At 41.5% G+C, this 21,477-nt stretch carries 23 protein-coding genes and 1 pseudogene; 17 read left to right on the top strand and 7 right to left on the bottom strand.

The annotated features are described in order from the left end of the window. The first annotated feature begins 462 nt into the window (after positions 1-462). The 7 genes from levR to sacC all read left to right on the top strand — a co-directional run bounded on the left by levR (position 463) and on the right by sacC (position 8,252). On the top strand, positions 463-3,270 hold the full coding sequence (gene levR, locus JQX68_RS13635) for a transcriptional regulator LevR (RefSeq protein WP_069149950.1): 2,808 nt from the start codon (positions 463-465) through the stop codon (positions 3,268-3,270). 189 nt (positions 3,271-3,459) lie between these two features. Beyond that, a complete protein-coding gene (gene levD / locus JQX68_RS13630) occupies positions 3,460-3,900 on the top strand; it encodes a PTS fructose transporter subunit IIA (protein ID WP_014664766.1) in 441 nt (146 codons plus the stop codon). Then, on the top strand, positions 3,900-4,388 hold the full coding sequence (levE, locus tag JQX68_RS13625) for a PTS fructose transporter subunit IIB (protein WP_069150778.1): 489 nt from the start codon (positions 3,900-3,902) through the stop codon (positions 4,386-4,388). Before levD ends, levE begins: the two co-directional genes overlap by 1 nt. A 16-nt stretch (positions 4,389-4,404) precedes the next feature. Further along, positions 4,405-5,214: a PTS fructose transporter subunit IIC gene (gene levF, locus JQX68_RS13620; protein WP_014664764.1), complete on the top strand. Its 810-nt coding sequence runs from the start codon at positions 4,405-4,407 to the stop codon at positions 5,212-5,214. Positions 5,215-5,234: 20 nt separating this feature from the next. Beyond that, on the top strand, positions 5,235-6,062 hold the full coding sequence (gene levG, locus JQX68_RS13615) for a PTS fructose transporter subunit IID (protein WP_147772295.1): 828 nt from the start codon (positions 5,235-5,237) through the stop codon (positions 6,060-6,062). A gap of 116 nt (positions 6,063-6,178) precedes the next feature. Beyond that, positions 6,179-6,310 carry a hypothetical protein gene (locus JQX68_RS21760; RefSeq protein WP_231560761.1) on the top strand — a complete coding sequence of 44 codons (132 nt, stop codon included), beginning with the start codon at positions 6,179-6,181 and terminating at the stop codon, positions 6,308-6,310. Continuing rightward, entirely contained in the window at positions 6,249-8,252 is a 2,004-nt protein-coding gene (sacC, locus tag JQX68_RS13610) for a levanase SacC (RefSeq protein ID WP_240345576.1), read from the top strand. Before JQX68_RS21760 ends, sacC begins: the two co-directional genes overlap by 62 nt. Positions 8,253-8,485: 233 nt before the next feature. On the opposite strand, the gene JQX68_RS13605 is transcribed toward sacC, so the two are convergent. From JQX68_RS13605 to JQX68_RS13585, 5 genes are read right to left on the bottom strand one after another with little or no spacing between them, the layout of a single operon-like run. Next, positions 8,486-8,785 carry a spore coat protein gene (locus JQX68_RS13605; RefSeq protein ID WP_040082347.1) on the bottom strand — a complete coding sequence of 100 codons (300 nt, stop codon included), beginning with the start codon at positions 8,783-8,785 and terminating at the stop codon, positions 8,486-8,488. Next, a complete protein-coding gene (locus JQX68_RS13600) occupies positions 8,782-8,997 on the bottom strand; it encodes a hypothetical protein (RefSeq protein ID WP_147772293.1) in 216 nt (71 codons plus the stop codon). Before JQX68_RS13600 ends, JQX68_RS13605 begins: the two co-directional genes overlap by 4 nt. Positions 8,998-9,015: 18 nt before the next feature. Further along, on the bottom strand, positions 9,016-10,152 hold the full coding sequence (locus JQX68_RS13595) for a zinc-dependent alcohol dehydrogenase (RefSeq protein ID WP_134975285.1): 1,137 nt from the start codon (positions 10,150-10,152) through the stop codon (positions 9,016-9,018). Between the two features lie 18 nt (positions 10,153-10,170). Next, positions 10,171-10,539 (bottom strand): spore coat protein, encoded by a 369-nt coding sequence (locus tag JQX68_RS13590; protein WP_009967868.1) that lies wholly within the window; start codon positions 10,537-10,539, stop codon positions 10,171-10,173. 17 nt (positions 10,540-10,556) lie between these two features. Next, positions 10,557-10,802 carry a spore gernimation protein GerQ gene (locus tag JQX68_RS13585; protein ID WP_147772292.1) on the bottom strand — a complete coding sequence of 82 codons (246 nt, stop codon included), beginning with the start codon at positions 10,800-10,802 and terminating at the stop codon, positions 10,557-10,559. A gap of 286 nt (positions 10,803-11,088) precedes the next feature. Between JQX68_RS13585 and JQX68_RS13580 the strand changes: the two genes are divergently transcribed. The 3 genes from JQX68_RS13580 (at position 11,089) to JQX68_RS13570 (ending at position 12,689) form a co-directional block, all read left to right on the top strand. Beyond that, entirely contained in the window at positions 11,089-11,475 is a 387-nt protein-coding gene (locus tag JQX68_RS13580; RefSeq protein ID WP_147772291.1) for a VOC family protein, read from the top strand. Positions 11,476-11,921: 446 nt separating this feature from the next. Beyond that, complete coding sequence (locus JQX68_RS13575) at positions 11,922-12,281, top strand: SH3 domain-containing protein (RefSeq protein WP_069839574.1); 360 nt, start codon at positions 11,922-11,924, stop codon at positions 12,279-12,281. 51 nt (positions 12,282-12,332) lie between these two features. Beyond that, positions 12,333-12,689: an SH3 domain-containing protein gene (locus JQX68_RS13570; RefSeq protein WP_014664754.1), complete on the top strand. Its 357-nt coding sequence runs from the start codon at positions 12,333-12,335 to the stop codon at positions 12,687-12,689. A 287-nt stretch (positions 12,690-12,976) separates the two neighbouring features. Here JQX68_RS13570 and JQX68_RS13565 read toward each other — a convergent pair whose 3' ends face one another. Then, positions 12,977-13,789, bottom strand: a complete 813-nt coding sequence (locus JQX68_RS13565) for an alpha/beta hydrolase (RefSeq protein WP_147772290.1) — start codon at positions 13,787-13,789, stop codon at positions 12,977-12,979. A gap of 136 nt (positions 13,790-13,925) precedes the next feature. Beyond that, positions 13,926-14,189: a CD3324 family protein gene (locus JQX68_RS13560; protein ID WP_147772289.1), complete on the bottom strand. Its 264-nt coding sequence runs from the start codon at positions 14,187-14,189 to the stop codon at positions 13,926-13,928. 445 nt (positions 14,190-14,634) lie between these two features. Between JQX68_RS13560 and csn the strand changes: the two genes are divergently transcribed. The 7 genes and pseudogenes from csn to JQX68_RS13525 all read left to right on the top strand — a co-directional run bounded on the left by csn (position 14,635) and on the right by JQX68_RS13525 (position 21,467). Then, positions 14,635-15,471: a chitosanase gene (gene csn, locus JQX68_RS13555; protein WP_040082357.1), complete on the top strand. Its 837-nt coding sequence runs from the start codon at positions 14,635-14,637 to the stop codon at positions 15,469-15,471. 195 nt (positions 15,472-15,666) lie between these two features. Further along, a pseudogene (locus JQX68_RS13550) lies at positions 15,667-15,909 on the top strand (sigma factor-like helix-turn-helix DNA-binding protein); the annotation flags it as partial. 153 nt (positions 15,910-16,062) lie between these two features. After that, entirely contained in the window at positions 16,063-16,815 is a 753-nt protein-coding gene (locus JQX68_RS13545) for a metal-binding protein ZinT (RefSeq protein WP_136654269.1), read from the top strand. 316 nt (positions 16,816-17,131) lie between these two features. Continuing rightward, positions 17,132-17,599: a MarR family winged helix-turn-helix transcriptional regulator gene (locus JQX68_RS13540; protein WP_038829673.1), complete on the top strand. Its 468-nt coding sequence runs from the start codon at positions 17,132-17,134 to the stop codon at positions 17,597-17,599. A gap of 151 nt (positions 17,600-17,750) precedes the next feature. Further along, positions 17,751-19,160 (top strand): MDR family MFS transporter, encoded by a 1,410-nt coding sequence (locus tag JQX68_RS13535; RefSeq protein WP_147772288.1) that lies wholly within the window; start codon positions 17,751-17,753, stop codon positions 19,158-19,160. 520 nt (positions 19,161-19,680) lie between these two features. Next, positions 19,681-20,517, top strand: a complete 837-nt coding sequence (locus tag JQX68_RS13530) for a transketolase (RefSeq protein ID WP_014664745.1) — start codon at positions 19,681-19,683, stop codon at positions 20,515-20,517. After that, positions 20,514-21,467, top strand: a complete 954-nt coding sequence (locus JQX68_RS13525; RefSeq protein WP_147772287.1) for a transketolase family protein — start codon at positions 20,514-20,516, stop codon at positions 21,465-21,467. The genes JQX68_RS13530 and JQX68_RS13525 overlap by 4 nt, the downstream gene beginning before the upstream one ends. Positions 21,468-21,477: the final 10 nt, after the last annotated feature.

Genomic DNA, 21,477 nt, shown 5'->3' with positions numbered 1-21,477 from the left:
GCTGTAAGACATCATCATTGCTGATAAGTTTACCGAATCATTAACTTTCCAGATGTATTGTAAAAATGAAGAATTTTTGCATATCGTGCTACTGTGGCGAACACATAGAGTGACCGCCCTTTTTAATTGTGAATAAATCTCCCGGGGGTATTTAGGAAATTTGTCCTGAGCTATAAGGTTCATTTTTTGTCATTGATGATTTTGACATCATTACATTCCTCAAGAATGATAAACTGTTTACTGATTATTACTTTTGAAGGGGACTTGCCCTCAAGAACTGCGAATCTATCATACTAAGATGAGATGCAAATGGTTCGAAATATAAATATATACGCATAAAAGTCAGTTTTGTCAATCTGCTATAGAGACCTTTTTGAACGATGCAGATCATCTCAGGGCGGACTATAAAATTCGGAATATTCTTGTTAAAGGCTTATCTAATAAGGACAAAGGATGATAGACGTGAAAAGAATAGATAAAATATACCATCAGCTCATGCATAATTTTCATGATTCAACCTTAGATCATCTTTTAAAAATACAAGGGAATTCAGCAAAGGAAATTGCTGAGCAGTTGAAAATGGAGCGGTCCAATGTCAGCTTTGAGCTGAACAATCTTGTCCGGACCAAAAAGGTCATCAAAATTAAAACGTTTCCTGTGCGCTACATTCCAGTCGAGATAGCAGAAAAGGTATTCAACAAGAAATGGGATACAGGGATGATGGAAGTGAAAGACCTTAAGGTGTTTTCTGGGGATTTAAAACAGAATCATCAACACATTTCCACGAATCCTCTAGAGCTTATGATTGGGGCAAAAGGGAGTTTGAAAAAAGCGATCTCCCAGGCAAAAGCAGCTGTCTTTTATCCGCCTAACGGTCTGCATATGCTCCTTCTAGGGCCGACTGGTTCCGGTAAATCCCTTTTTGCGAACCGAATTTACCAGTTTGCCATATACTCTGACATTTTGAAGGCCGGCGCACCATTTATTACATTTAACTGTGCAGATTACTACAACAACCCTCAATTATTGCTTTCTCAATTATTCGGACACAAAAAAGGTTCATTTACAGGTGCCGCCGAGGATAAGGCAGGTTTAGTTGAACAGGCCAATGGGGGCATTCTGTTTATGGATGAAATCCACCGTCTCCCTCCTGAGGGACAGGAGATGCTGTTTTATTTTATTGACAGCGGTTCTTATAACAGGCTTGGAGAATCTGAACATAAACGAACATCGAACGTATTGTTTATTTGTGCGACTACAGAAAATCCGAGTTCTGCCCTATTGAAAACATTTTTGAGAAGAATCCCAATGACCATTCATATTCCTTCGCTTGAAGAACGATCGCTTAAAGAAAGAGTGGATCTGACAACGTTTTTATTAGGGAAAGAAGCAGAGCGGATTAAGAAGAATCTCAGTGTGCACATCGATGTCTATAATGCGCTTATTCATTCCGCGAAATTTGGGAATGTCGGACAGCTGAAATCAAATGTCCAGTTAGTTTGCGCACACGGTTTTTTGCATAACCTTGACAGAAATGAGGTTATTGAACTGACGGTTCGGGATCTGCCTGATGAAATCAAGCAAGAATGGATGTCCAGCAGCAAAAACATGCAAAGAAGCAAAGCCATTTCAGAATACGTCAATATTACAACGATTATCTCTCCGATTGTAGAAGATGAAACAACAAAAATTGACGAAGACCTCTCCTTTAACTTATATCATTTGATCGAGGAAAAAGTAAAAACGCTTATGAAAGAAGGTTTATCCAAAAAGGATATTAACCAATACATCTTGACTGATGTCCATTTGCATGTCAGAAGTTTTTTTCATCATCAAGCCTTTCAAAAGGACAGCCTGCTGACATTCGTTGAAGATGACGTTATTCAAATGACAAAACAGTTAAAAGAAATAGCTGAACATGAGCTGGATTGCACATTTGACCGTAAATTTATTTATTTCTTGAGTATGCATATTGACGCATTTTTAAAGCGCGGAAAGCAAATTGATGTCTTAAATACACAGGAGACGGATGAAATTCGTGATACGCACGTGAAAGAATATCGGGTAGCGATGATTTTTAAAGATAAAATGCAGGAATATTTTAAAGTGGCTATTCCTGAAATAGAAGTCATCTACTTAACGATGTTAATCCATTCGATCAAATCGTTAAAAGAGAACAAAAGAGTCGGTATTATCGTTGCTGCTCATGGAAACAGCACGGCGAGTTCAATGGTTGAAGTTGCGACAGAACTATTAGGGAGCACGCCAATTGCAGCAGTCGATATGCCGCTTTCTGTTTCACCTTCGGACATTCTTGAATGCGTAGCAGAAAAAATGAAACAGGTTGATGAAGGCGAAGGTGTGTTAATGCTGGTAGATATGGGCTCGCTTGCGATGCTGGAAAGCAGGCTGGAGGAAAAGACAGGCATTGCCATCAAAACGATCAGCAATGTTACAACCTCAATGGTGCTGGATGCTGTCAGAAAGGTCAACTATTTGAATTTGAATTTGCATGCGATCTATCAATCGGTTACGAAGGATTTTATCGAGTTATGGGAGCGCCAGCCAGCGGCAGCCGGCAAAAAGAAGGCTTTGGTATCCATCTGCACGACAGGCAGCGGAACGGCCAAAAAGCTGGAAGACATTTTAACCACGATCGTAAACAAGGCCTCTGATACTCCGATTCACATATTGACCGTATCATCGATTAAACTGGCCAACAGCATAAAAGAAATCGAAAAAGAGTATGAAATCCTTGCCACAGTTGGAACGAAAGACCCTAAAATGAATGCTCCGCATGTATCCTTAGAAGTGTTAATTGAAGGGGAGGGAGAGAAGCTGATTCAACAGGCGATTACAAAAGGAAGCATTCCCTTGAGCAATGGATTAAATGAAGCAAATATTATTGTCAGGGAGCTTTGCGAGGATAGCTTGAAAAAGTATCTTGTCTTCTTAAATCCCCATCATGTAACCGAAATGTTAGTAGAGTGGCTGCAAACCGTTCAAGATGAGCTGGGTGTCATTTTCAATAATGCCGTTTTGATCAAAGTCATTATGCATACAGCTTTCGCCTTTGAAAGGGTAATTAAGCAGAATCCGATCGCTTTCTCGGAGGAAGAAGAAATTAATGATCAGCTGAAGGAAATGGTGAACGTCACAGAGCGGACACTAGCCCCTTATGAAGAAAAGCTCGGACTTCGCATAAGTGATGATGAAAAATTATTTATAGCCGCCATATTTGCTGAAGAAGTGCATGGCCATCTGTTTTAAAACCAGTTTTTTCATATGAACCTGTATTAAATGGAACACCATTTTAATACAGGTTTATTTTTTTCGTTTTAAGTGTTTCAACAACAAACTGCGATTGGCTGAAATATCAATGAAAACGCTTAACACAAATGTGTTGGCACGATCCTTGCATTATATATGGGTGTACAAAACAGGAAAGGAGCAATAGATATGATTTCAGTTATTATCAGTGGTCATGGAGATTTTCCCATAGCATTAAAAGAGTCTTCAGGGATGATATTCGGTGAAGAAAATAACTTGATTGCAGTGCCGTTTTTTAAAGGGGAAGGGATTCAAACGCTGCAGGAAAAATATCATCAGGCGCTCAAGGACATTCCGGAAGAACATGAAGTGCTTTTTTTAGTCGATATTTTTGGAGGGACGCCATATAACGCGGCAGCTTCCATCATTGCTGAGGATCAAAGAATGGATATGGCAGCCGGCGTAAACCTGCCGATTCTGCTGGAGGTATTAAGCTTGAGAGAACATCTGGCTCTCAAAGCTTTGCTGAACAACTTAAAAGCGATGAGTCAGCAAAGCTTTCAGGTGTGCAGTGAACATTTAGAAAAAGTAAAAACAGCCAATCAAGATACAAGAGAGGATGAACTATGATGAACATTGTGTTAGCAAGAATTGATGACCGCTTTATTCACGGCCAAATCCTGACAAGGTGGATTAAAGTACATGCGGCCGACCGAATCATCGTTGTCTCCGATGATATTGCTCAGGATGAAATGAGAAAAACGCTGATCCTATCTGTTGCGCCTTCAAATGTTAAGGCGAGTGCCGTCTCTGTTTCTAAAATGGCAAAAGCCTTTCATAGTCCGCGCTATGAAGGAGTAACAGCAATGCTCTTGTTTGAAAATCCGTCCGATATCGTATCCCTCATAGAAGCAGGCGTACCGATCAAAACCGTAAACGTCGGGGGAATGCGTTTTGAAAATCAACGCAGGCAAATCACAAAATCAGTCAGTGTCACAGAGCAAGATATAAAGGCATTTGAAACATTAAGTGACAAGGGCGTGAAACTGGAATTAAGGCAGCTGCCTTCAGATGCCAGTGAAGATTTTGTACAGATATTACGGAACGTAACAAAATAATCAAGGGGATGAGAATATGTCTTCATTACAAATTATTTTGTTGTTAGTCATTGCAGCAATTACCGGAATCGCAAGTGTATTGGATGAAGGGCAGACACACCGGCCGCTTGTGGCCTGTACGCTAGTTGGCCTGGTGCTCGGGGATTTAAAAACGGGGATTATCCTTGGAGGCACACTGGAGCTGATGGCGCTCGGCTGGATGAACGTCGGGCTTGCCATGGCGCCTGATACGGCGATCGCTTCTGTCATCTCAACCATTTTAGTTATTACAGCTGATCAGGGAATTGGCGAAGGGATTGCTGTCGCTGTTGCTTTGGCAGCTGCGGGTCAGGCGCTGACGATTTTTGTTCGGACGATCACTGTCTTTTTCATTCACCGCGCTGACAAATATGCAAAAGAAGGAAATATAAAAGGAATTGAAATTATGCATATTACCGCAATGGTGTTTCAAGCTTTGCGCGTCATGATTCCTACATTGATTGTTGCTTTAATTAGTGTCAGCGCTGTTCAGGCATTCCTAGGAAATATTCCTGATGTCATTACAAAAGGACTGCAAATAGGCGGAGGCATTATTGTGGTTGTCGGGTATGCCATGGTGATCAATATGATGAATATTCCTTATTTAAAGCCATTTTTCTATATCGGTTTCTTATTAGCGGCGTTTACCGATTTTAACTTAGTGGGATTCGGAGCCCTTGGTCTTTGTCTGGCGCTTTTATATCAGCAGGTGATACAAAAACAAAGCGCTCACGGAGCAGTCGCGGCCGCATCAGACAGTGGCAGTGTTGCTGTTTATGATGACGATGATGACGATCTTGATGCCTAAACATGAGGGGGGATGAAAAAATGGAGAAAGAAAAACGATTAACGAAAAAAGAAATTTTCAGCATGTTTATTCGTTCAAATTTTTTGCTCGGTTCCTTTAACTTCGAACGTGTGCAGGCAATGGGATATTGTTATGTCATGATACCGGCGATCAAAAAATTGTACGCTCCCGGAGCGAAAAGAAACGAAGCCCTGCAGCGCCATTTGGAATGGTTTAATACACACCCGTGGCTGACAGCGCCTATATTTGGCGTGACGGCAGCCATGGAAGAAGAAATGGCGAACAATAAAGGAATTGATGGAAAAGCGATAAGCGGAATGAAAATCGGTTTGATGGGACCAATAGCGGGCGTAGGCGACCCCATTTTCTGGGGAACGATTCGCCCGGTCTTAGCTGCCTTAGGAGCCTCTCTTGCTTTAGGAGGAAACATTGCCGGTCCTTTGCTATTCTTTTTCTTGCTGAATGCTATAAGATTAAGCACAAAATATTACGGATTAAAGTATGGCTATGTGAAAGGAATGGAGATCCTTCAGGATTTAGCGGGGAATCGCATTCAAAAGCTTACAGAGGGTGCTTCGATTCTCGGGTTATTTGTTATGGGGGCCCTCGTGTCCAAATGGACCACCATCAACATTCCAATCGTTGTATCCAGGATTAAGGATGAAAGCGGCAAAGTAGATGTTCAAACGGTACAAAATGTGTTAGACAGCATTATGCCGGGTGCGCTGCCGCTCGGATTAACGTTATTGGTGGCTTGGATGCTGCGCAAAGGAGTGAACCCTCTTCTCATTATTTGCGGCATCTTTATCATCGGGATTCTCGGGTTTTGGGCTGGATTCTTAGCATAAGCTGTGTGAAGGAAGAAGAGAGAAACTGCAGCAGTCTTTTAAGATATAAATGATTCGGATAACAGCGAAACAGAAGAGAATTTCCAGAAACGGACCAGCTTGCGCAGCAGTCTCTCTTGAAAGTGTTTAAACATGAAGAGAGGAGCGAAGGAACAAATGAAAAAGAGACTTATTCAAGTCATGATCATGTTCACCCTGCTGTTGACTATGGCATTTTCGGCGGATGCAGCCGATTCAAGCTACTATGATGAGGAATACCGTCCTCAATATCACTTCACACCGGAAGCAAACTGGATGAATGACCCAAACGGAATGGTATATTATGCGGGGGAATATCACTTGTTCTATCAATACCATCCTTACGGGCTTCAGTGGGGGCCAATGCATTGGGGGCATGCCGTCAGCAAAGATTTGGTTACATGGGAGCACCTTCCTGTTGCGCTGTATCCGGATGAAAAAGGCACGATCTTTTCTGGAAGCGCAGTTGTCGATAAAAATAACACAAGCGGTTTTCAAACAGGCAAAGAGAAGCCGCTTGTGGCCATTTATACACAGGATCGGGAAGGCCATCAAGTGCAAAGTATTGCCTATAGCAATGACAAAGGCAGAACATGGACGAAATACGCAGGCAACCCTGCCATTCCAAACCCGGGTAAAAAAGATTTTCGCGATCCAAAAGTCTTTTGGTATGAGAAAGAGAAAAAGTGGGTGATGGTACTGGCAGCTGGTGACCGAATTCTCATATATACATCAAAAAATCTGAAGCAGTGGGCGTATGCAAGTGAATTTGGACAGGGACAAGGAAGCCATGGGGGAGTATGGGAATGTCCGGATTTATTTGAGTTACCGGTAGATGGCAAACCGAATCAAAAAAAATGGGTCTTGCAAGTCAGTGTCGGAAACGGAGCGGTTTCGGGAGGATCAGGCATGCAATATTTTGTAGGGGACTTTGATGGAACTCATTTTAAAAATGAAAACCCGTCAGACAAAGTTCTTTGGACGGATTACGGCAGAGACTTTTACGCAGCTGTATCCTGGTCCGATATTCCATCCAGAGACGGCCGGAGGCTTTGGTTAGGTTGGATGAGCAATTGGCAATATGCGAATGATGTTCCGACATCTCCATGGAGAAGTGCAACGTCTATTCCAAGAGAGTTAAAATTGAAAGCGCTTACTGAAGGGGTTAGAGTAATCCAAACACCAGTAAAAGAGCTGGAAGCCATTCGCGGGACCTCTAAGAAGTGGAAGAATCTGACCATATCGCCTGCAAGTCATAATGTGCTATCGGGGCTATCTGGAGATGCCTATGAAATAAATGCAGAATTTAAAGTAAGCCCTGGTTCAGCTGCTGAATTTGGTTTTAAGGTCCGAACAGGAGAAAAGCAATTTACGAAAGTCGGCTATGACCGAAGGAACGGCAAACTGTTCGTTGACCGGAGCAAGTCGGGCAACGTCACCTTTAATCCGGCCTTTGACACCGGAAAAGAAACAGCACCGCTGAAGCCGGTAAATGGAAAGGTTAAGATGCGCATTTTTGTTGACCGCTCCTCGGTTGAAGTATTTGGGAATGACGGACAGCAGGTCATAACAGATGTCATTCTCCCAGATCGATCAAGCAAAGGGCTTGAATTATATGCTGCAAATGGAGATGTAAAGATAAAATCTTTAAGGATTCACCCTTTAAAAAAGGTATGGGGCACGTCACCTTTTATGTCCAATGTAACCGGCTGGACAACGGTAAATGGCACGTGGGCCGACACAATTGAGGGAAAACAAGGGCGGTCGGATGGCGATTCCTTTATCTTGTCTTCAGCATCCGGGTCAGACTTCACTTATGAATCTGATATCACCATAAAGGATGGAAACGGAAGAGGGGCGGGAGCACTCATGTTTCGCTCTGACAAAGATGCCAAAAACGGTTATCTTGCCAACGTGGATGCGAAGCATGACCTGGTGAAATTCTTTAAATTTGAGAACGGTGTTGCTTCTGTCATTGCTGAATACAAAACGCCGATAGATGTTAATAAAAAGTATCATCTAAAAACAGAGGCCAACGGTAATCGTTTTACAATTTATTTAGATGATCGTCTTGTGATTGATACCAATGATTCCACATTTTCAGAAGGCCAATTTGGTTTGAATGTGTGGGACGCGACTGCTGTCTTTCAGAATGTAAACAAGAAGTCTTAATTTTTAAGAAGGCACAGACCTGAACAATCTGTGCCTTCTCGTTATTTCAACAAAATAATGATTCGCGGTTACATGCTTCCAAATCATCTTAGAAAATCCGTATCAACGTTAATCTGTTTACACTCATGAGGCCCGAAAGATGAAAAACACTGTTCATAGCGACTTGAACAACAGAAGCTGAGGAGCAGTTTTGGTCTATCAATACTGTTCCTCAGCAAATCAGTCATTGTATGTTAAAGGGTTGGCAATTGAATCGCTGTATCAATATTTTTCAAATGCAGCTTGACTTGTTCGTCAGTATTCCAAGGATGGTACCAGCCTTTTTCCATCATATAGCTTGAGAGTTGTTCATGCATATCGAGTGCTTCTTCCAAATGGCGGATAAGGACCTCTTTTACTTCAGGCGTTCCGGCTTCAGTGGCTGCCATCGCATAATTTCTGACTCCGTTTTTTGCTGAAATTAATAAGTCCATAGCAATGATTTGGTCTGTCAGAACGTTCATGCCTGTTAGATATTCAATGATAGGATTCATTTTTCACTCATCTCCTCAACTTGCTTTGCATTAGATAAAATAGAGGCAAATTCCTGCAGCTGTCGGGTTGTGATGTCAACGTCTTGCTGCATGATTTCTTTAAGCTTCGGATCAGATACCAATGCTTTCATTGTTTTAGATTTCGTCAAACAGAGGGTCTTGAAAGCAGTCATTTCCTGGACCTCAAGCACTTCATGTAAGGCGTATTCCATTTCTGTCACCTCCGTTTTTTAAGGCTTTAACACAACTTTTATACAATCATCCATTTTTGCATCAAAAATGTCATAGCCATGCTTGGCTTCACTAAGCGGCAGAACATGGCTGACAACATCTCCCGGATCAATTTTGCCCGTTGATACGAGTTCAAACATGTACGGCATATAGTGGATTACAGGAGCCTGTCCAGAGCGTATATTGATGTTTCGCTGCATGATATCTCCTAACGGAAAACCGTTATATCTGCCCCCGTACACACCTGTAATTTGGATGGTTCCTCCTTTGCGAACAGCTTGGGAAGCAATGACTAATGCACTCATCGTTCCGCCATGAAGCTTTAATCCGCTGGCTAGGAACTCGAGATCGCTCATTTTCCCATCCATCCCAACAGCGTCAATGACTACATCCGCCCCGCCTTTCGTAATTTCCTTTAAATAATTCCCTGTATTCTCATGGTCTTCAAAATTAACGATTTCTACTTTGTTTGTACGTTTCGCATGCTGTAAGCGATAGTTTACATAGTCAACTGCTATGACGCGTTTAGCGCCTTTTAGCCAACAAAACTTTTGAGCAAACAGGCCGACTGGTCCGCAGCCGAGAACGATAACTGTATCGCCTTCTTTTACGCCGGCATTGTCAACACTCCAAAAGCCAGTGGTCATGGCATCGGCTATCACGCTTAATTTCTCATCAGGCTCCTCACAAGATTCAGGAATTTTAAAATGGGTAAAATTCGCAAAGGGCACTCTTAAATATTCAGCTTGGCCGCCCGGATAACCGCCAGTTTGCCCTGAATAGCCGAAATAAGCACCCATTTCCCCATTGTCATTAGACTGATCACATTGGCTTTCCAGCTGGTTTTTACAAAAAAAACATTCCCCGCAGGCGATTGTAAAAGGGATAATGACGCGGTCACCTTTTTTGACCTTTGTAACCCCTGGCCCAACTTCTTCAACGATTCCCATCGGTTCATGGCCGATGACATAGTCTTCTTGCAGATTAGGAATGAATCCATGGATTAAATGTAAATCTGATCCGCAAATGGCTGTACTGGTGACCTTTATAATCATGTCATCGGATTTTTCAATCTTTGGATCGGGGACATCTTTGACCACAACATTTTTAATGCCTTGATACGTTACTGCCTTCATGCTGTCAAACCTCCAGTATTAGTGTTCATCAGGTGTCCGGTCAAACATCCCTTTTCGATTTGTTTCATCAGGAAAGAGGTTCATATTGCCGACCATGATTGTGTTTTTTGCAGAGAGCTGATCCAGCTTATACTGTTCGCTCAGCTCATATGGATGGAACCATTTTTTGCTGATCATCAGTTCTGTAATCTCTTGGTGCATCGCAATTCCTTGCATCAGCTGTTTCCGCAGCAGGGCTCTTACATCTGGTGAAGCGGTTTCTGTCAAAGCTACAGCAGTATTTCGTACGCCTTCCTTAGCTCGTATGAGAAAATCCATCGCGAATGTAGTGTCTGCAAGTTCAGGCACATTCAGCGAATTAATAGGGTCTAAATGATCATTATTCAAAGAGGCCTACCTTCCTTTCAATTGATGATTGGCGTTGGGCGGCTTTGAGGGACAGGGGCCTGAAATGAGGCACGCTCATAAACCGCTTGTAATTCAGCAAGGTCTTGAATGGATTGCTGCACATCTTTTTGCATCAAGTCCTTCAGTTCTTGGTCAAACACAAGTCCTTGCATTAACTTTGATTTCGCTATACAAAGTGTTTTAAAGTTCACGATTTCATGTAGGTCTACAGCCTCGTGAGCTGCTAATGTTTGCTGATCCATATTGATGCAACCTCCTTTTATCAACGTTACATTTCCCGAAATGAAGTTGAAGCATACAGAAAGAACACTTGGTATCATTTTTTGTTGATGTAGAAGCGCTGTTTTTGCTCGTTAGCGTACATTACTCATGACATGGAATAAACTGCACTTTAAATTGTGAGTATATTTTGAACCTGAAAGACGAGTGAAGTTTTTTATGGAAACTTGACATCATGCTGTCAGGTTTCTTTTTGTATCATTAAAATGTATGACCAGTAAAAAGTATGTTTTATAGGAGGCACACAATATGAAGCTGCTGCAAATTAGACTTTTGGTGAACGATTTTAAGAAAAGCGTCGATTTTTATAAAGATTCATTAGGACTTCCGATAAGTTGGTTAGAGAATGAAATGGAATATGCACTCTTTGATAATGGGGAGACGAAAATAGAGATATTATCTCGAGAAACGATGGCTGAAATCATTGGAGAGGAAAAACAATCTTTGGAAGGAGAAACTCAATCAAAATTTTTGCTTCAGTTTAAGGTAGCTGATGTTGATAAAACGTATGACGATTTACACAAAGAAGGAGTGAAATGTGTGAATAAACCGCATGATCGCAAGGAATGGGGTGCCCGAGTTGCTCACTTCAGAGATCCAGATCATAACCTGATTGAAATATATAAAATGCTATGATTTTTCGACTTGCAAAATGATAGAATCAGCCTTTGATAACGTACCTTGTCCTTTTTATATACGTTCTAGAAAAGAAAACAAAGCCATCACACCCTTTGGACACTGAACTTACAGCATTTACGCTGGTTTGTTTGGTGTTCGTTTTTGATTAGATGAAATAGGAGAAGTATCCACGAATCGAGGAGAAGCTCGGATACAAGGCAGCAGTACACGAATAGAGTTAATTGGTGGAAACGAATCGCATGATCCAAGTCCTTAATATCAAGCCTGACTGCCATTTATTTTGTATCTTTAATTGTCGAAAACATAGGAATAATTCCACTTTTGAAAGATCTAGTTTATGGTACATTGATACATATATGGGAGGGGGCCTGTGTTCTAAAAGTAGATCCTTAACTGGATGGAAGTAAGTTAAACGTACGGCATTTATAAGGGGAGGGTATAAGATGAATAAGCTAAAGAGACTAGGTATGCTAATGGTAATGATCGCATCATTGTTCATTTTTTCTAGTCATGCACTTGCGGCTCAGTATTATACGGTTTCAACAAGCAGCGGTGCGCCTGTAAATATGCGCAGCGGCCCAGGTACAAGTTGGGGAATTGTAACGACCATTCCGAGCGGAACCCGCATCCCGATCTATTGCTACAAAACCGGTACAACTGTAACTGGAAAGTATGGGACGAGTAATATTTGGAATTACACAGAGCGGACGCTTGCAAGCGGCGAGATCGTTCCTGGTTTTGTCTCTGATACTTATATGTATACAGGCTCAGATGGTCCGGTTGTTCCTAAATGCAGCTGGTAGCATTGTTCTATCGATTCTCAAAATGAAGAAATTGAAGAAAGAGGGATGACATTGACTAAACTGAAAATGCTCAGTATGTTAACCGTTATGATTGCATCATTATTCATTTTTTCCAGTCAAGCGCTTGCCGTTCAGTACTTTACTGTCTCAACAAGCAGCGGTGCGCCTGTAAATATGCGCAGCGGTCCAGGTACAAATTATCCTATTATGCTTTCCATTCCGAGCGGCTCCCGTGTTCCTTATTATTGTTATGCTTATGGAACAACAGTGACTGGGAAGTATGGAACGAGTAATATTTGGGACCAAATCCAATGGAAAGATTCCCGGGGGATCGTGAATATTGGATATGTGTCTGACACGTATGTGTACACAGGCTCAGATGGCCCAGTCGGTTACAAATGCAACTAGCGATATACGGATCTCCCTCTTAAGGGTCTATCAGAGAGAAACCATACCAATCACAATAGTTGGTATGGTTTTTGCTATGCTTGCGTCTTCTATTCCTGCATTTGTGGTGATTTTCAAAGTAGCTTCATGATGTTAGACACTGGTTGTTAGTGAGGACAAAATAACCAGCCGCTTTAGGGTTGTATCTAATGCTCTAAAATACGAAATTAAGATAGGGAACATCTCACATTGCCGTTCTCGTTATTGAAAAGTTCTCCTAGTCCTTTTATGGAAATTTTAATCAATCCTTAACCCGTATGCTTATTTTTTTCTAACATGTCGTGTAACCTCTCAGAAAATTCTTTATGATGCATGGTGTACCCCGTATGATTCCCGGGGAATTCAACCAATTCTGTTTCCAATTGTTCTGCTAGGGCGTTCGCGCAGCGATAAGGAAAAAGCTCCCGTGAAGCACTTCCGCCAGCTGGGATTATCTTAACCGATGCAGATGTAAACACAGTTTTTAATGCTTCGATATCTAATGTATAGTTGAGAATTCCTTGAATTTCATAATCAGTGAAATACGTTGAATTGCCGAGGAGCCGTTTTGTCAGGACATTCTTTGATTGTTCGTCAATCTCTAATCTTGCTATTAACTTCGTGACTTCACCTCGATGATTTTTCTTAAGGTCCTCCATGAATTGCTCGGCTTGTTTCAGCTCATTTCCATGCAGAAGCTGCAATAGGATTGGTTCGTGCGGGATCATGACACGTACTTGTTCAGGGTGGCGTATGCACAGATCAAGCCCTATAACAGCACCGGAGCTGCTTCCAAATACATAGGCCGGCTTATTGGTGATTTTAGCTAGAAGACGGTGAGCATCGTCGCTGTGTGTTTCCACACGGTAATTCTCAACCTGATGGGCGAGATTGCTGCGGGAATGGCCGCGGCGATCGTAAGTAACAACCGTGTACCAGTTAGCCAGATGATTGGCAACATGATGGAACTTGTCGGCATCACCGCCTCCGCCGTGGACCAAAAGAATGATTGGACCTGTGCCCCGCACCTGATAGTGGATGTTGGCGCCGGGTACTTGCAACGTTCCATTGTTTATCGTCATTTGTAAAACCTTCCTTTCTTCTCATCTCCCTTAACTTTACACAATGAGCCAATGGGATCATATGCAGGAAATAACTAAGAAACAAACTCGCCATATAAAAAGCACTGATTATATTTCATCAGTGCTTCCGTTTGGTTTATTTAGAGTAGACAATTTTTTTTATTGTTTCATCAGAGAGGTGATATTCCTCACATAATTGATGAATGGTTTTGCCGTTTTTAAATGCTTTTTTAATAGAAGCGTTTCTGTCATCGATCAGCTTTCTTGTTCCTGAACACGCGCCCCATTTTTGATGAGAGGTTTCAGGTTTAGGGATATATATTGTTTCTCCTTGGACATACTTTTGAATTTCCGATATCAGCTTTTTAGGTAAAATAGCGGTTGCTTTTACATATGCCATTTCTGCCAGCTCCTTATTTTTTATGTTAAATAAGGTGCAAAGCCACTATATCAGAAAAGCTTACTTGGGCGATCTTTTAGAAAGTCTACCCCATGCAAAGTATCGCCTTCCCAATAATAGGCTTTGCATGGGACGTTGCGGAATCTGGCATTCTCATCTTGCTTGCCATTTACATCACCTCCATACCTATTTTCGATGATCATTTCTATTATAAATTAGAGTAAAGCTTTATGGCATCTTGTTAATGAAAGTTGAAGCAGTATGAAATTCAAAGGGGGACCTTCCAAGTAAGAAGGGCTGAGGCTGATTGGCAAAGAAAAGAGTAAGATGCAAGTTATATTACTTTGGATTCAAAATATTGACAAAACAATGTATTTTCAACAATAGGACAGCTTCTTCATGTATACTAAGTCTGGATTTACAATATTTAGAAGGAGGCAATAAAATGAATATCAGTTTGAAGAAAAAAGCGGGCTTCTGGAAAAAGGCAGCAATCTCATTACTTGTTTTCACCATGTTTTTTACCCTGATGATGAGCGAAACGGTTTTTGCGGCGGGACTGAATAAAGATCAAAAGCGCCGGGCGGAACAGCTGACAAGTATCTTCGAAAACGGCACGACGGAGATCCAATATGGATATGTCGAGCCATTGGGTGACGGGCGAGGCTATACATGCGGACGGGCAGGTTTTACAACGGCTACAGGGGATGCATTGGAAGTGGTGGAAGAATACACAAAGGCAGTTCCGAATAACAAACTGAAAAAGTACCTGCCTGAATTGCGCCGTCTGGCCAAGGAAGAAAGCGATGACATAAGCAATCTTAAGGGCTTCGCTTCTGCCTGGAAGTCGCTTGCAAATGATAAGGAATTTCGCGCTGCCCAAGACAAAGTAAATGACCGTTTGTATTATCAGCCTGCCATGAAACGATCGGATAATGCCGGACTAAAAACAGCATTGGCAAGAGCTGTAATGTACGATACGGTTATTCAGCATGGCGATGGTGATGATCCTGACTCCTTTTATGCCTTAATTAAACGTACGAACAAAAAAGCGGGCGGGTCACCAAAAGACGGAATAGACGAGAAGAAGTGGTTAAATAAATTCTTGGACGTACGCTATGACGATCTGATGAATCCGGCAAATCATGATACCCGTGACGAGTGGAGAGAGTCGGTTGCCCGTGTGGACGTGCTCCGCTCTATCGCCAAGGAGAACAACTACAATCTAAACGGACCAATTCAGGTTCATTCAAAGGAATACGGTCATTTCGTAATCAAATAAGCATTGAATAAAGCGGCATCGTTTCTTGCCGCTGCATTCTCCCCATGATGTGAAAAAGACAAGAGACAAACAAGCTCTTGTCTTTCCTATATATGATTGTTCAGCATAAATATTTTAGAAAAATGTCAGTATCAAGTAATGAATGTATCACCAGGCGTATGCTTCAGGTGTCTCTCCTCCAGGTCCGTTAAAGATACTGTGTGTATTCGATCGACCATCAAACGGTTGCCTGAAAAGTATCGAGAGGCGCTCGAGTTAACTGAATTTCAGGGGTTATCACAAAAAGAGCTGAGTGAAAAGCTCGGCATTCCTTACTCGGGAGCAAAATCAAGGGTACAACGCGGAAGGGGAAAATGAAAACAGCTGCTTGAGGGATGCTGTCATATTGAAGCGGATCGATATGGAAATATCGTAAACTTTCGTTTTTTAAAGGAATAACTGATGAACAAAGTCAGTTTTCTAAAGTAAATTGGCCATCCGCTGCCAGATACGATTCTGCAATAGGAAGATGATGTTCCCGTTGATGTCGGCAAGAGATAGATGTATAATATAAATCGTAATATTTTCGATTTAATAAAAAGGAGTGTTGGAATGAAGGTTTTATTTGCAAAGAGGTTAGGTATATTAGCTATAGGTTCATTACTCGTATTGGCAGGATGTCAGACTTCCGATTCATCTAAAGAGTCTAATCAAACAACATCATCCTCAGCAGCTGAAGAAAACTCTTCCAAAGCGCAAGAGCACACATCTGAAAGTCACACACATGAACATTCTCACGATCATAGTCATGCGCATGATAAAGAAACAGAAAAAATGTATGAAGGCTATTTTAAAAACAGCCAAGTAAAGGATCGCCCACTTTCTGATTGGGAAGGAGATTGGCAATCTGTATTTCCATACCTGCAAGATGGTACTCTTGACGAAGTGTTTTCTTATAAATCAGAACACGAAGGCGACAAGACAGCTAAAGAATATAAAGAGTATTATAAAAAAGGCTATCAAACAGATGTTGACCGTATTGTAATCCACAAAGAAACTGTAACCTTCTTTAAAAATGGAAAAGAATATTCTGGTAAGTATACGTATGACGGGTACGAAATTCTAACATATGATGCGGGCAATAGGGGGGTAAGATACATATTCAAACTAGCTAAAAAAGCGGAAGGGCTTCCTCAGTATATCCAGTTTAGCGATCATAGTATTTATCCCACTAAAGCTAGTCATTACCATCTCTATTGGGGTGACGACCGTGAAGCTTTACTTGATGAAGTCAAAAACTGGCCTACCTACTACCCATCAAAAATGGATGGGCACGATATTGCCCATGAGATGATGGCTCATTAAATGAGGATTATTCTATGAAGTATGGTGCTTTTTTATCATAAAGTATGGAATGAAATGTTTATGCGCCCCTGTATTAGCTGCTGACCCTTCGCCAGCAGCTTTTTGTCCTCTTTAGTTTTTGGCGTTTCTTCTCTCCGCTGACGGTGAGTTCTAACAAAATAAAGGTGGTCTATAAGCCTGACAGCATCCAATTAAAAGTCAAGGGAAAATAGTGTGCTGCCCTGATCTTACTAGTTATCATTTTCTAATTTTGTTGAAATAGAAACAATAAATGAATATAATATGGCTAGTGCACCAACTGGTGGGAGGGCAGGCCATGAATAAAGAAGAACAGCTCATATTGAATTTCAGAGACTTATTTAACAAGATGGTGTTGCTTAATAAGTCTAAGATGGAAGACAGTTTGAAGGGGTACAAGCCTTCTGAAGTACATTGTATTGAATCCATTGGGAAAAATGCTGATAGCAATGTGAGAAAACTTGCGGAGTCCCTTTATATGACGAGAGGTGCCATAAGTAAATTAACTAAGAAACTGATAAAAAAAGACCTTATTGAAAGCTACCAGAAGCCGGATAATAAAAAAGAAATTTATTTTAGGCTTACTGCGCAAGGCAAAGTAATTTATAACATCCATGAGGAACTCCATAAAGAGTTTCGAGAACGGGACAAAGTCGTTTTTGAACAAGTTACCGAAGAACAATTTGACAGTATGCTTAGCTTCGTGGAAAAGTACAGTAGGCATTTGGATACTGAAATAAAGAAACAGGGAATAGCTGTTAATTAAATCGGATAAATAGAATAAAGAAACCAAAGTCAGCCCAACTCTATTGTGAATGGGCTGTCTTTTTTTATTCTTAATTTTGTTGACAAGGAAACAATATGGTGATATCTTTTTGTTGACAGGGAAACAAAATGGTTTCTGAGAGGAGAATAATATGTCAAAAGATCAAATAAAGAAATCAGGCTTATCGAAAGAAATTCTCTCGGCTGCCTGGGCAATTGCACTTGGAGCAATTGCTCCAATGCTTGATTCAACTATGGTAAACATCGCCATTGACAAATTAAATAAAGATTTCAGCACGACGTTGGATACCATTCAATGGTCCATTACAGGTTATGTTTTAGCCCTTGCTATTGCAGTTCCTGTATCCGGATGGCTTATGAACAAATTTAACGGAAAGAAAATCTTAATCGGTGCAGTCATAGCCTTTGGTGTAACTTCTGTTTTTGCTGGGGTTAGTTGGAATATTTCTAGCTTTATCTTATTCCGTTTACTTCAAGGGTTTAGCGCTGGGATTATTACCCCGCTTATGTCAACGCTATTGGTTAAAACAGCAGGCCGAGAACATATAGGGAAAGTGATGGCTATTGTCAGCACACCAATGATTTTGGGCCCAATCTTAGGACCTGTAATCGGGGGCTTCATCGTCCAAGCTACATCATGGCATTGGATTTTCTTCATCAACGTGTTCATCGTTTTGATTGCTGCACCACTGATGATGAAAACTCTTCCAGACTTTGAGCCATTCAACAAAAATAGCAAACTTGATATTTTTGGAATTATCAATTTATCCTTAATGAGTGCAGCAATGATATACGGAATTACGAAAGCAGCGGACCATGCATCATTTAACAATAGCGAAACAATCCTATGGACGGGCATCGGCCTCGCATTAGCTGTAATTTACATCGTATATAACCGAATCAGAAAAAATCAAACCGTACTCCCCATAAATTTGTTTGCGCACAAAAACTTCTTAGCATCCAGCGTCGGGTTATTATTAGCGAATATTGCCGTCATGGGACCCATGTTAATACTTCCATTGTTCTTTCAAAACTTCCGTCATTTCACGGCAATCGAAGCTGCGCTAGCATTAATCCCCCAAGGAGTCGGGATGCTTATTACTCGGCCAATGATTGGAAAAATGATTGATCGGGTCGGTGCGAAATACGTCGTTATGGCCAGTCTTGTTCTTTCGCTTATCGGGTCTATTCCACTTATCTTTATCACCGATAAAACGAGTATGATTTGGATTTCCATCATATTATTCATCCGGGGGACCAGTTTTGGAGGAATTATGCTTCCATTGACGAGTGATGCTTATACAGGGCTTGGCAGCAAACAACTTCCAGAAGCAGGTGTCGGTATTCATATTATTGAAAATCTTGGTTCGAGCTTTGGTACGGCTGTTATCGCCACTGTGGTCGCAACTGTCATGCAAGGATTACAACCAACGATTGCGAATGGCTTAAAAGGTTACCATGCTGGGTTCTTAGTATCCACCATTGTCCTTGCTGTAATCTTCATCCCAAGTCTATTCCTCACACATAAAAAAGCTAAATAGAGAAATAGAAATTGTTGGATTGGTGTGTTTGTATCATATTTAATGTGCTGGAAGCGTTTATGAGACTGAATAATCTTTCGCGGTAAGAGGTTAGCAGAAGCAGCGCCGTTACCCAGCCTAAGATACAAAGAAAAAAGAGGCCTGGTTATAGACATTCCAAGCCTCTTCATACTTTTACTCCCTTCACATGTAACATCTCATCTTTTCCGATTTAGTACATTGATCTAGCTATTTTGATATGAAGGTGTCGTCCTTTCTAATAATTGAGTGGATTTGCTCAAAAAAGATCTTAAGGGTAATAACCAGTTGACACTGGCGTAGTGTGCTTATGACAATCTGAAATGGAACCAAGCTAGATGTTAAGTATTTGAGCTTTAATCCATTCAATTTTAAATTTTCAAAAAACGGTAGACAAACGCTTTCAGGAGTTGTATAGTGTTCTCATAAGTTACTTGTAATACAAGTGAACAAGTAACTGAGTATTCGTGTTTCTATCTTAATAATGACTGAGGTGATCGGAGTGAAAGAAATAAGTATTGCGGAACTCCAAGAGAAAGCCATTGAGCTTAGGAAAACAGCGGTAACAATGATTTACGAAGCGCAGTCCGGGCATCCAGGAGGTTCATTATCTGCTGCTGATATCATCACAGCCCTTTATTTTAAAGAAATGAAAATAGATCCCAAAAATCCCAAGTGGGAAGACCGGGACCGTTTTGTCTTATCGAAAGGCCATGTGGCGCCTATTCAATACGCTGCTTTAGCGCTGCGAGGCTTTGTCCCTTATGAAAGCGTATACAAATTAAGGCAGTACGGCTCGCCTTTTCAAGGGCATCCTGATATGAAGAAATGTCCAGGGATCGATATTTCAACTGGCTCACTAGGCCAAGGGCTTTCCTGCGGTGTCGGTATGGCGCTTGCAGGAAAACGAGACGACAAAGATTACCGGGTGTTCGCTATGGTAGGTGACGGAGAATGCCAAGAAGGACAAATTTGGGAAGCGGTTCAAACAGCAGTGAAATACAGCCTTGATAACTTAATTGTTTTTGTCGACAATAACCGTCTGCAAATTGATGGATTCTGTGATGAAGTAATGCCACTTCAAGATATCGAGAAAAAGTTCGAAGTATTTGGTTTTGAAACAAAGCGAATTGATGGACACTCGATGGAAGAGATTGTAGAGACATTAGACATCGTAACAAAAACGAAAAATGGAAAGCCGAAATGCATTGTAGCAGACACGATTAAAGGCAAAGGCGTGTCTTACATGGAAAATATCTGCTCATGGCACGGAGTAGCGCCAAAGGAGAAAGAATACGAACAAGCATTAGAGGAACTGGCAGGAGGTTTAAGATCATGAGCCAAACCGAAAAAGCATTAATCACGAAAAAAGCGACGCGGGAAGCTTTCGGTGATGAAATCGTTCAATTGGGAAAAGAAAATAAAAATATTTACGTAATCGATATCGATATCGGCAAGTCATGCAAAACAGGAGAATTCATAAAACAGCTCCCCCATCAGCATGTGAACGTCGGGATTGCGGAACAGAACGGCGCCGGCCTGGCAGCAGGTTTGGCGACAACAGGTAAAATCCCATTTGTAAGCACTTATGCCGTCTTCGGTTCGCTGCGCATGGCGGAACAAATTCGCCAAGAAGTTTGCTATCCAAATTTGAATGTGAAAATCGCCTGCTCACACGGCGGACTAACGCCGGGAAACGATGGCGGGAGCCACCAGGCGATTGAGGATATGGGCGTCTTAAGATCATTCCCAAATATGACTGTGATCATGGGTGCTGACTACCACTCAACTAGAAAACTGATCAGGCGGGCAGCGAATACGTACGGCCCAATGTATCTGCGTTTTACTCGAGACGCAGTGCCGGTTATTTACGACGAAAATGAAGAATTTATCATTGGAAAAGCCAAACGATTAAAGCACGGAAAAGATATCGCAATCATTGCGAATGGGGATGCAGTATATCTTGCCTTAGAAGCGGTCAAACAGCTGGAAGAGCAAGGGATTTATGCAACACTTTTAGACATGCATACAATCAAGCCTTTGGATAGAGAAGCCGTGGTAGAGTGTCTGGATATCGGCAATATCGTGACTGTAGAGGATCACAACATCCTGAATGGACTGGGAAGTGCTATATGTGAAGTAGCAGCGGAAGAAGGGAGGGGCCGAGTCAAACGAATCGGAGTGCAGGACCGGTTTGGAGAATCAGCTCCTTATGAGAAGCTGCTGGAAATAAACGGCATTACCATCGAAAACATTATAAAAACGGCCAAGGATATGCTTAGAAGATAAAATATGAAAG

This window comes from Bacillus sp. LJBS06 (assembly GCF_016924995.1).
Classification (GTDB): domain Bacteria; phylum Bacillota; class Bacilli; order Bacillales; family Bacillaceae; genus Bacillus; species Bacillus stercoris.
The sequence above is the reverse complement of the archived record's forward strand: the minus strand, read 5'-3'. Positions and strand labels throughout refer to the sequence as shown.

What these genes read in the sequence shown, in the direction of transcription:
- levD (WP_014664766.1), top strand. Translation starts at nt 3,460, where the DNA reads ATGATTTCAGTTATTATCAGTGGTCATGGAGATTTTCCCATAGCATTA.
- levE (WP_069150778.1), top strand. Translation starts at nt 3,900, where the DNA reads ATGAACATTGTGTTAGCAAGAATTGATGACCGCTTTATTCACGGCCAA.
- levF (WP_014664764.1), top strand. Translation starts at nt 4,405, where the DNA reads ATGTCTTCATTACAAATTATTTTGTTGTTAGTCATTGCAGCAATTACC.
- levG (WP_147772295.1), top strand. Translation starts at nt 5,235, where the DNA reads ATGGAGAAAGAAAAACGATTAACGAAAAAAGAAATTTTCAGCATGTTT.
- sacC (WP_240345576.1), top strand. Translation starts at nt 6,249, where the DNA reads ATGTTCACCCTGCTGTTGACTATGGCATTTTCGGCGGATGCAGCCGAT.
- JQX68_RS13605 (WP_040082347.1), bottom strand. Translation starts at nt 8,785, where the DNA reads ATGAATCCTATCATTGAATATCTAACAGGCATGAACGTTCTGACAGAC.
- JQX68_RS13600 (WP_147772293.1), bottom strand. Translation starts at nt 8,997, where the DNA reads ATGGAATACGCCTTACATGAAGTGCTTGAGGTCCAGGAAATGACTGCT.
- JQX68_RS13595 (WP_134975285.1), bottom strand. Translation starts at nt 10,152, where the DNA reads ATGAAGGCAGTAACGTATCAAGGCATTAAAAATGTTGTGGTCAAAGAT.
- JQX68_RS13585 (WP_147772292.1), bottom strand. Translation starts at nt 10,802, where the DNA reads ATGGATCAGCAAACATTAGCAGCTCACGAGGCTGTAGACCTACATGAA.
- JQX68_RS13580 (WP_147772291.1), top strand. Translation starts at nt 11,089, where the DNA reads ATGAAGCTGCTGCAAATTAGACTTTTGGTGAACGATTTTAAGAAAAGC.
- JQX68_RS13575 (WP_069839574.1), top strand. Translation starts at nt 11,922, where the DNA reads ATGAATAAGCTAAAGAGACTAGGTATGCTAATGGTAATGATCGCATCA.
- JQX68_RS13565 (WP_147772290.1), bottom strand. Translation starts at nt 13,789, where the DNA reads ATGACGATAAACAATGGAACGTTGCAAGTACCCGGCGCCAACATCCAC.
- JQX68_RS13560 (WP_147772289.1), bottom strand. Translation starts at nt 14,189, where the DNA reads ATGGCATATGTAAAAGCAACCGCTATTTTACCTAAAAAGCTGATATCG.
- csn (WP_040082357.1), top strand. Translation starts at nt 14,635, where the DNA reads ATGAATATCAGTTTGAAGAAAAAAGCGGGCTTCTGGAAAAAGGCAGCA.
- JQX68_RS13545 (WP_136654269.1), top strand. Translation starts at nt 16,063, where the DNA reads ATGAAGGTTTTATTTGCAAAGAGGTTAGGTATATTAGCTATAGGTTCA.
- JQX68_RS13540 (WP_038829673.1), top strand. Translation starts at nt 17,132, where the DNA reads ATGAATAAAGAAGAACAGCTCATATTGAATTTCAGAGACTTATTTAAC.
- JQX68_RS13535 (WP_147772288.1), top strand. Translation starts at nt 17,751, where the DNA reads ATGTCAAAAGATCAAATAAAGAAATCAGGCTTATCGAAAGAAATTCTC.
- JQX68_RS13525 (WP_147772287.1), top strand. Translation starts at nt 20,514, where the DNA reads ATGAGCCAAACCGAAAAAGCATTAATCACGAAAAAAGCGACGCGGGAA.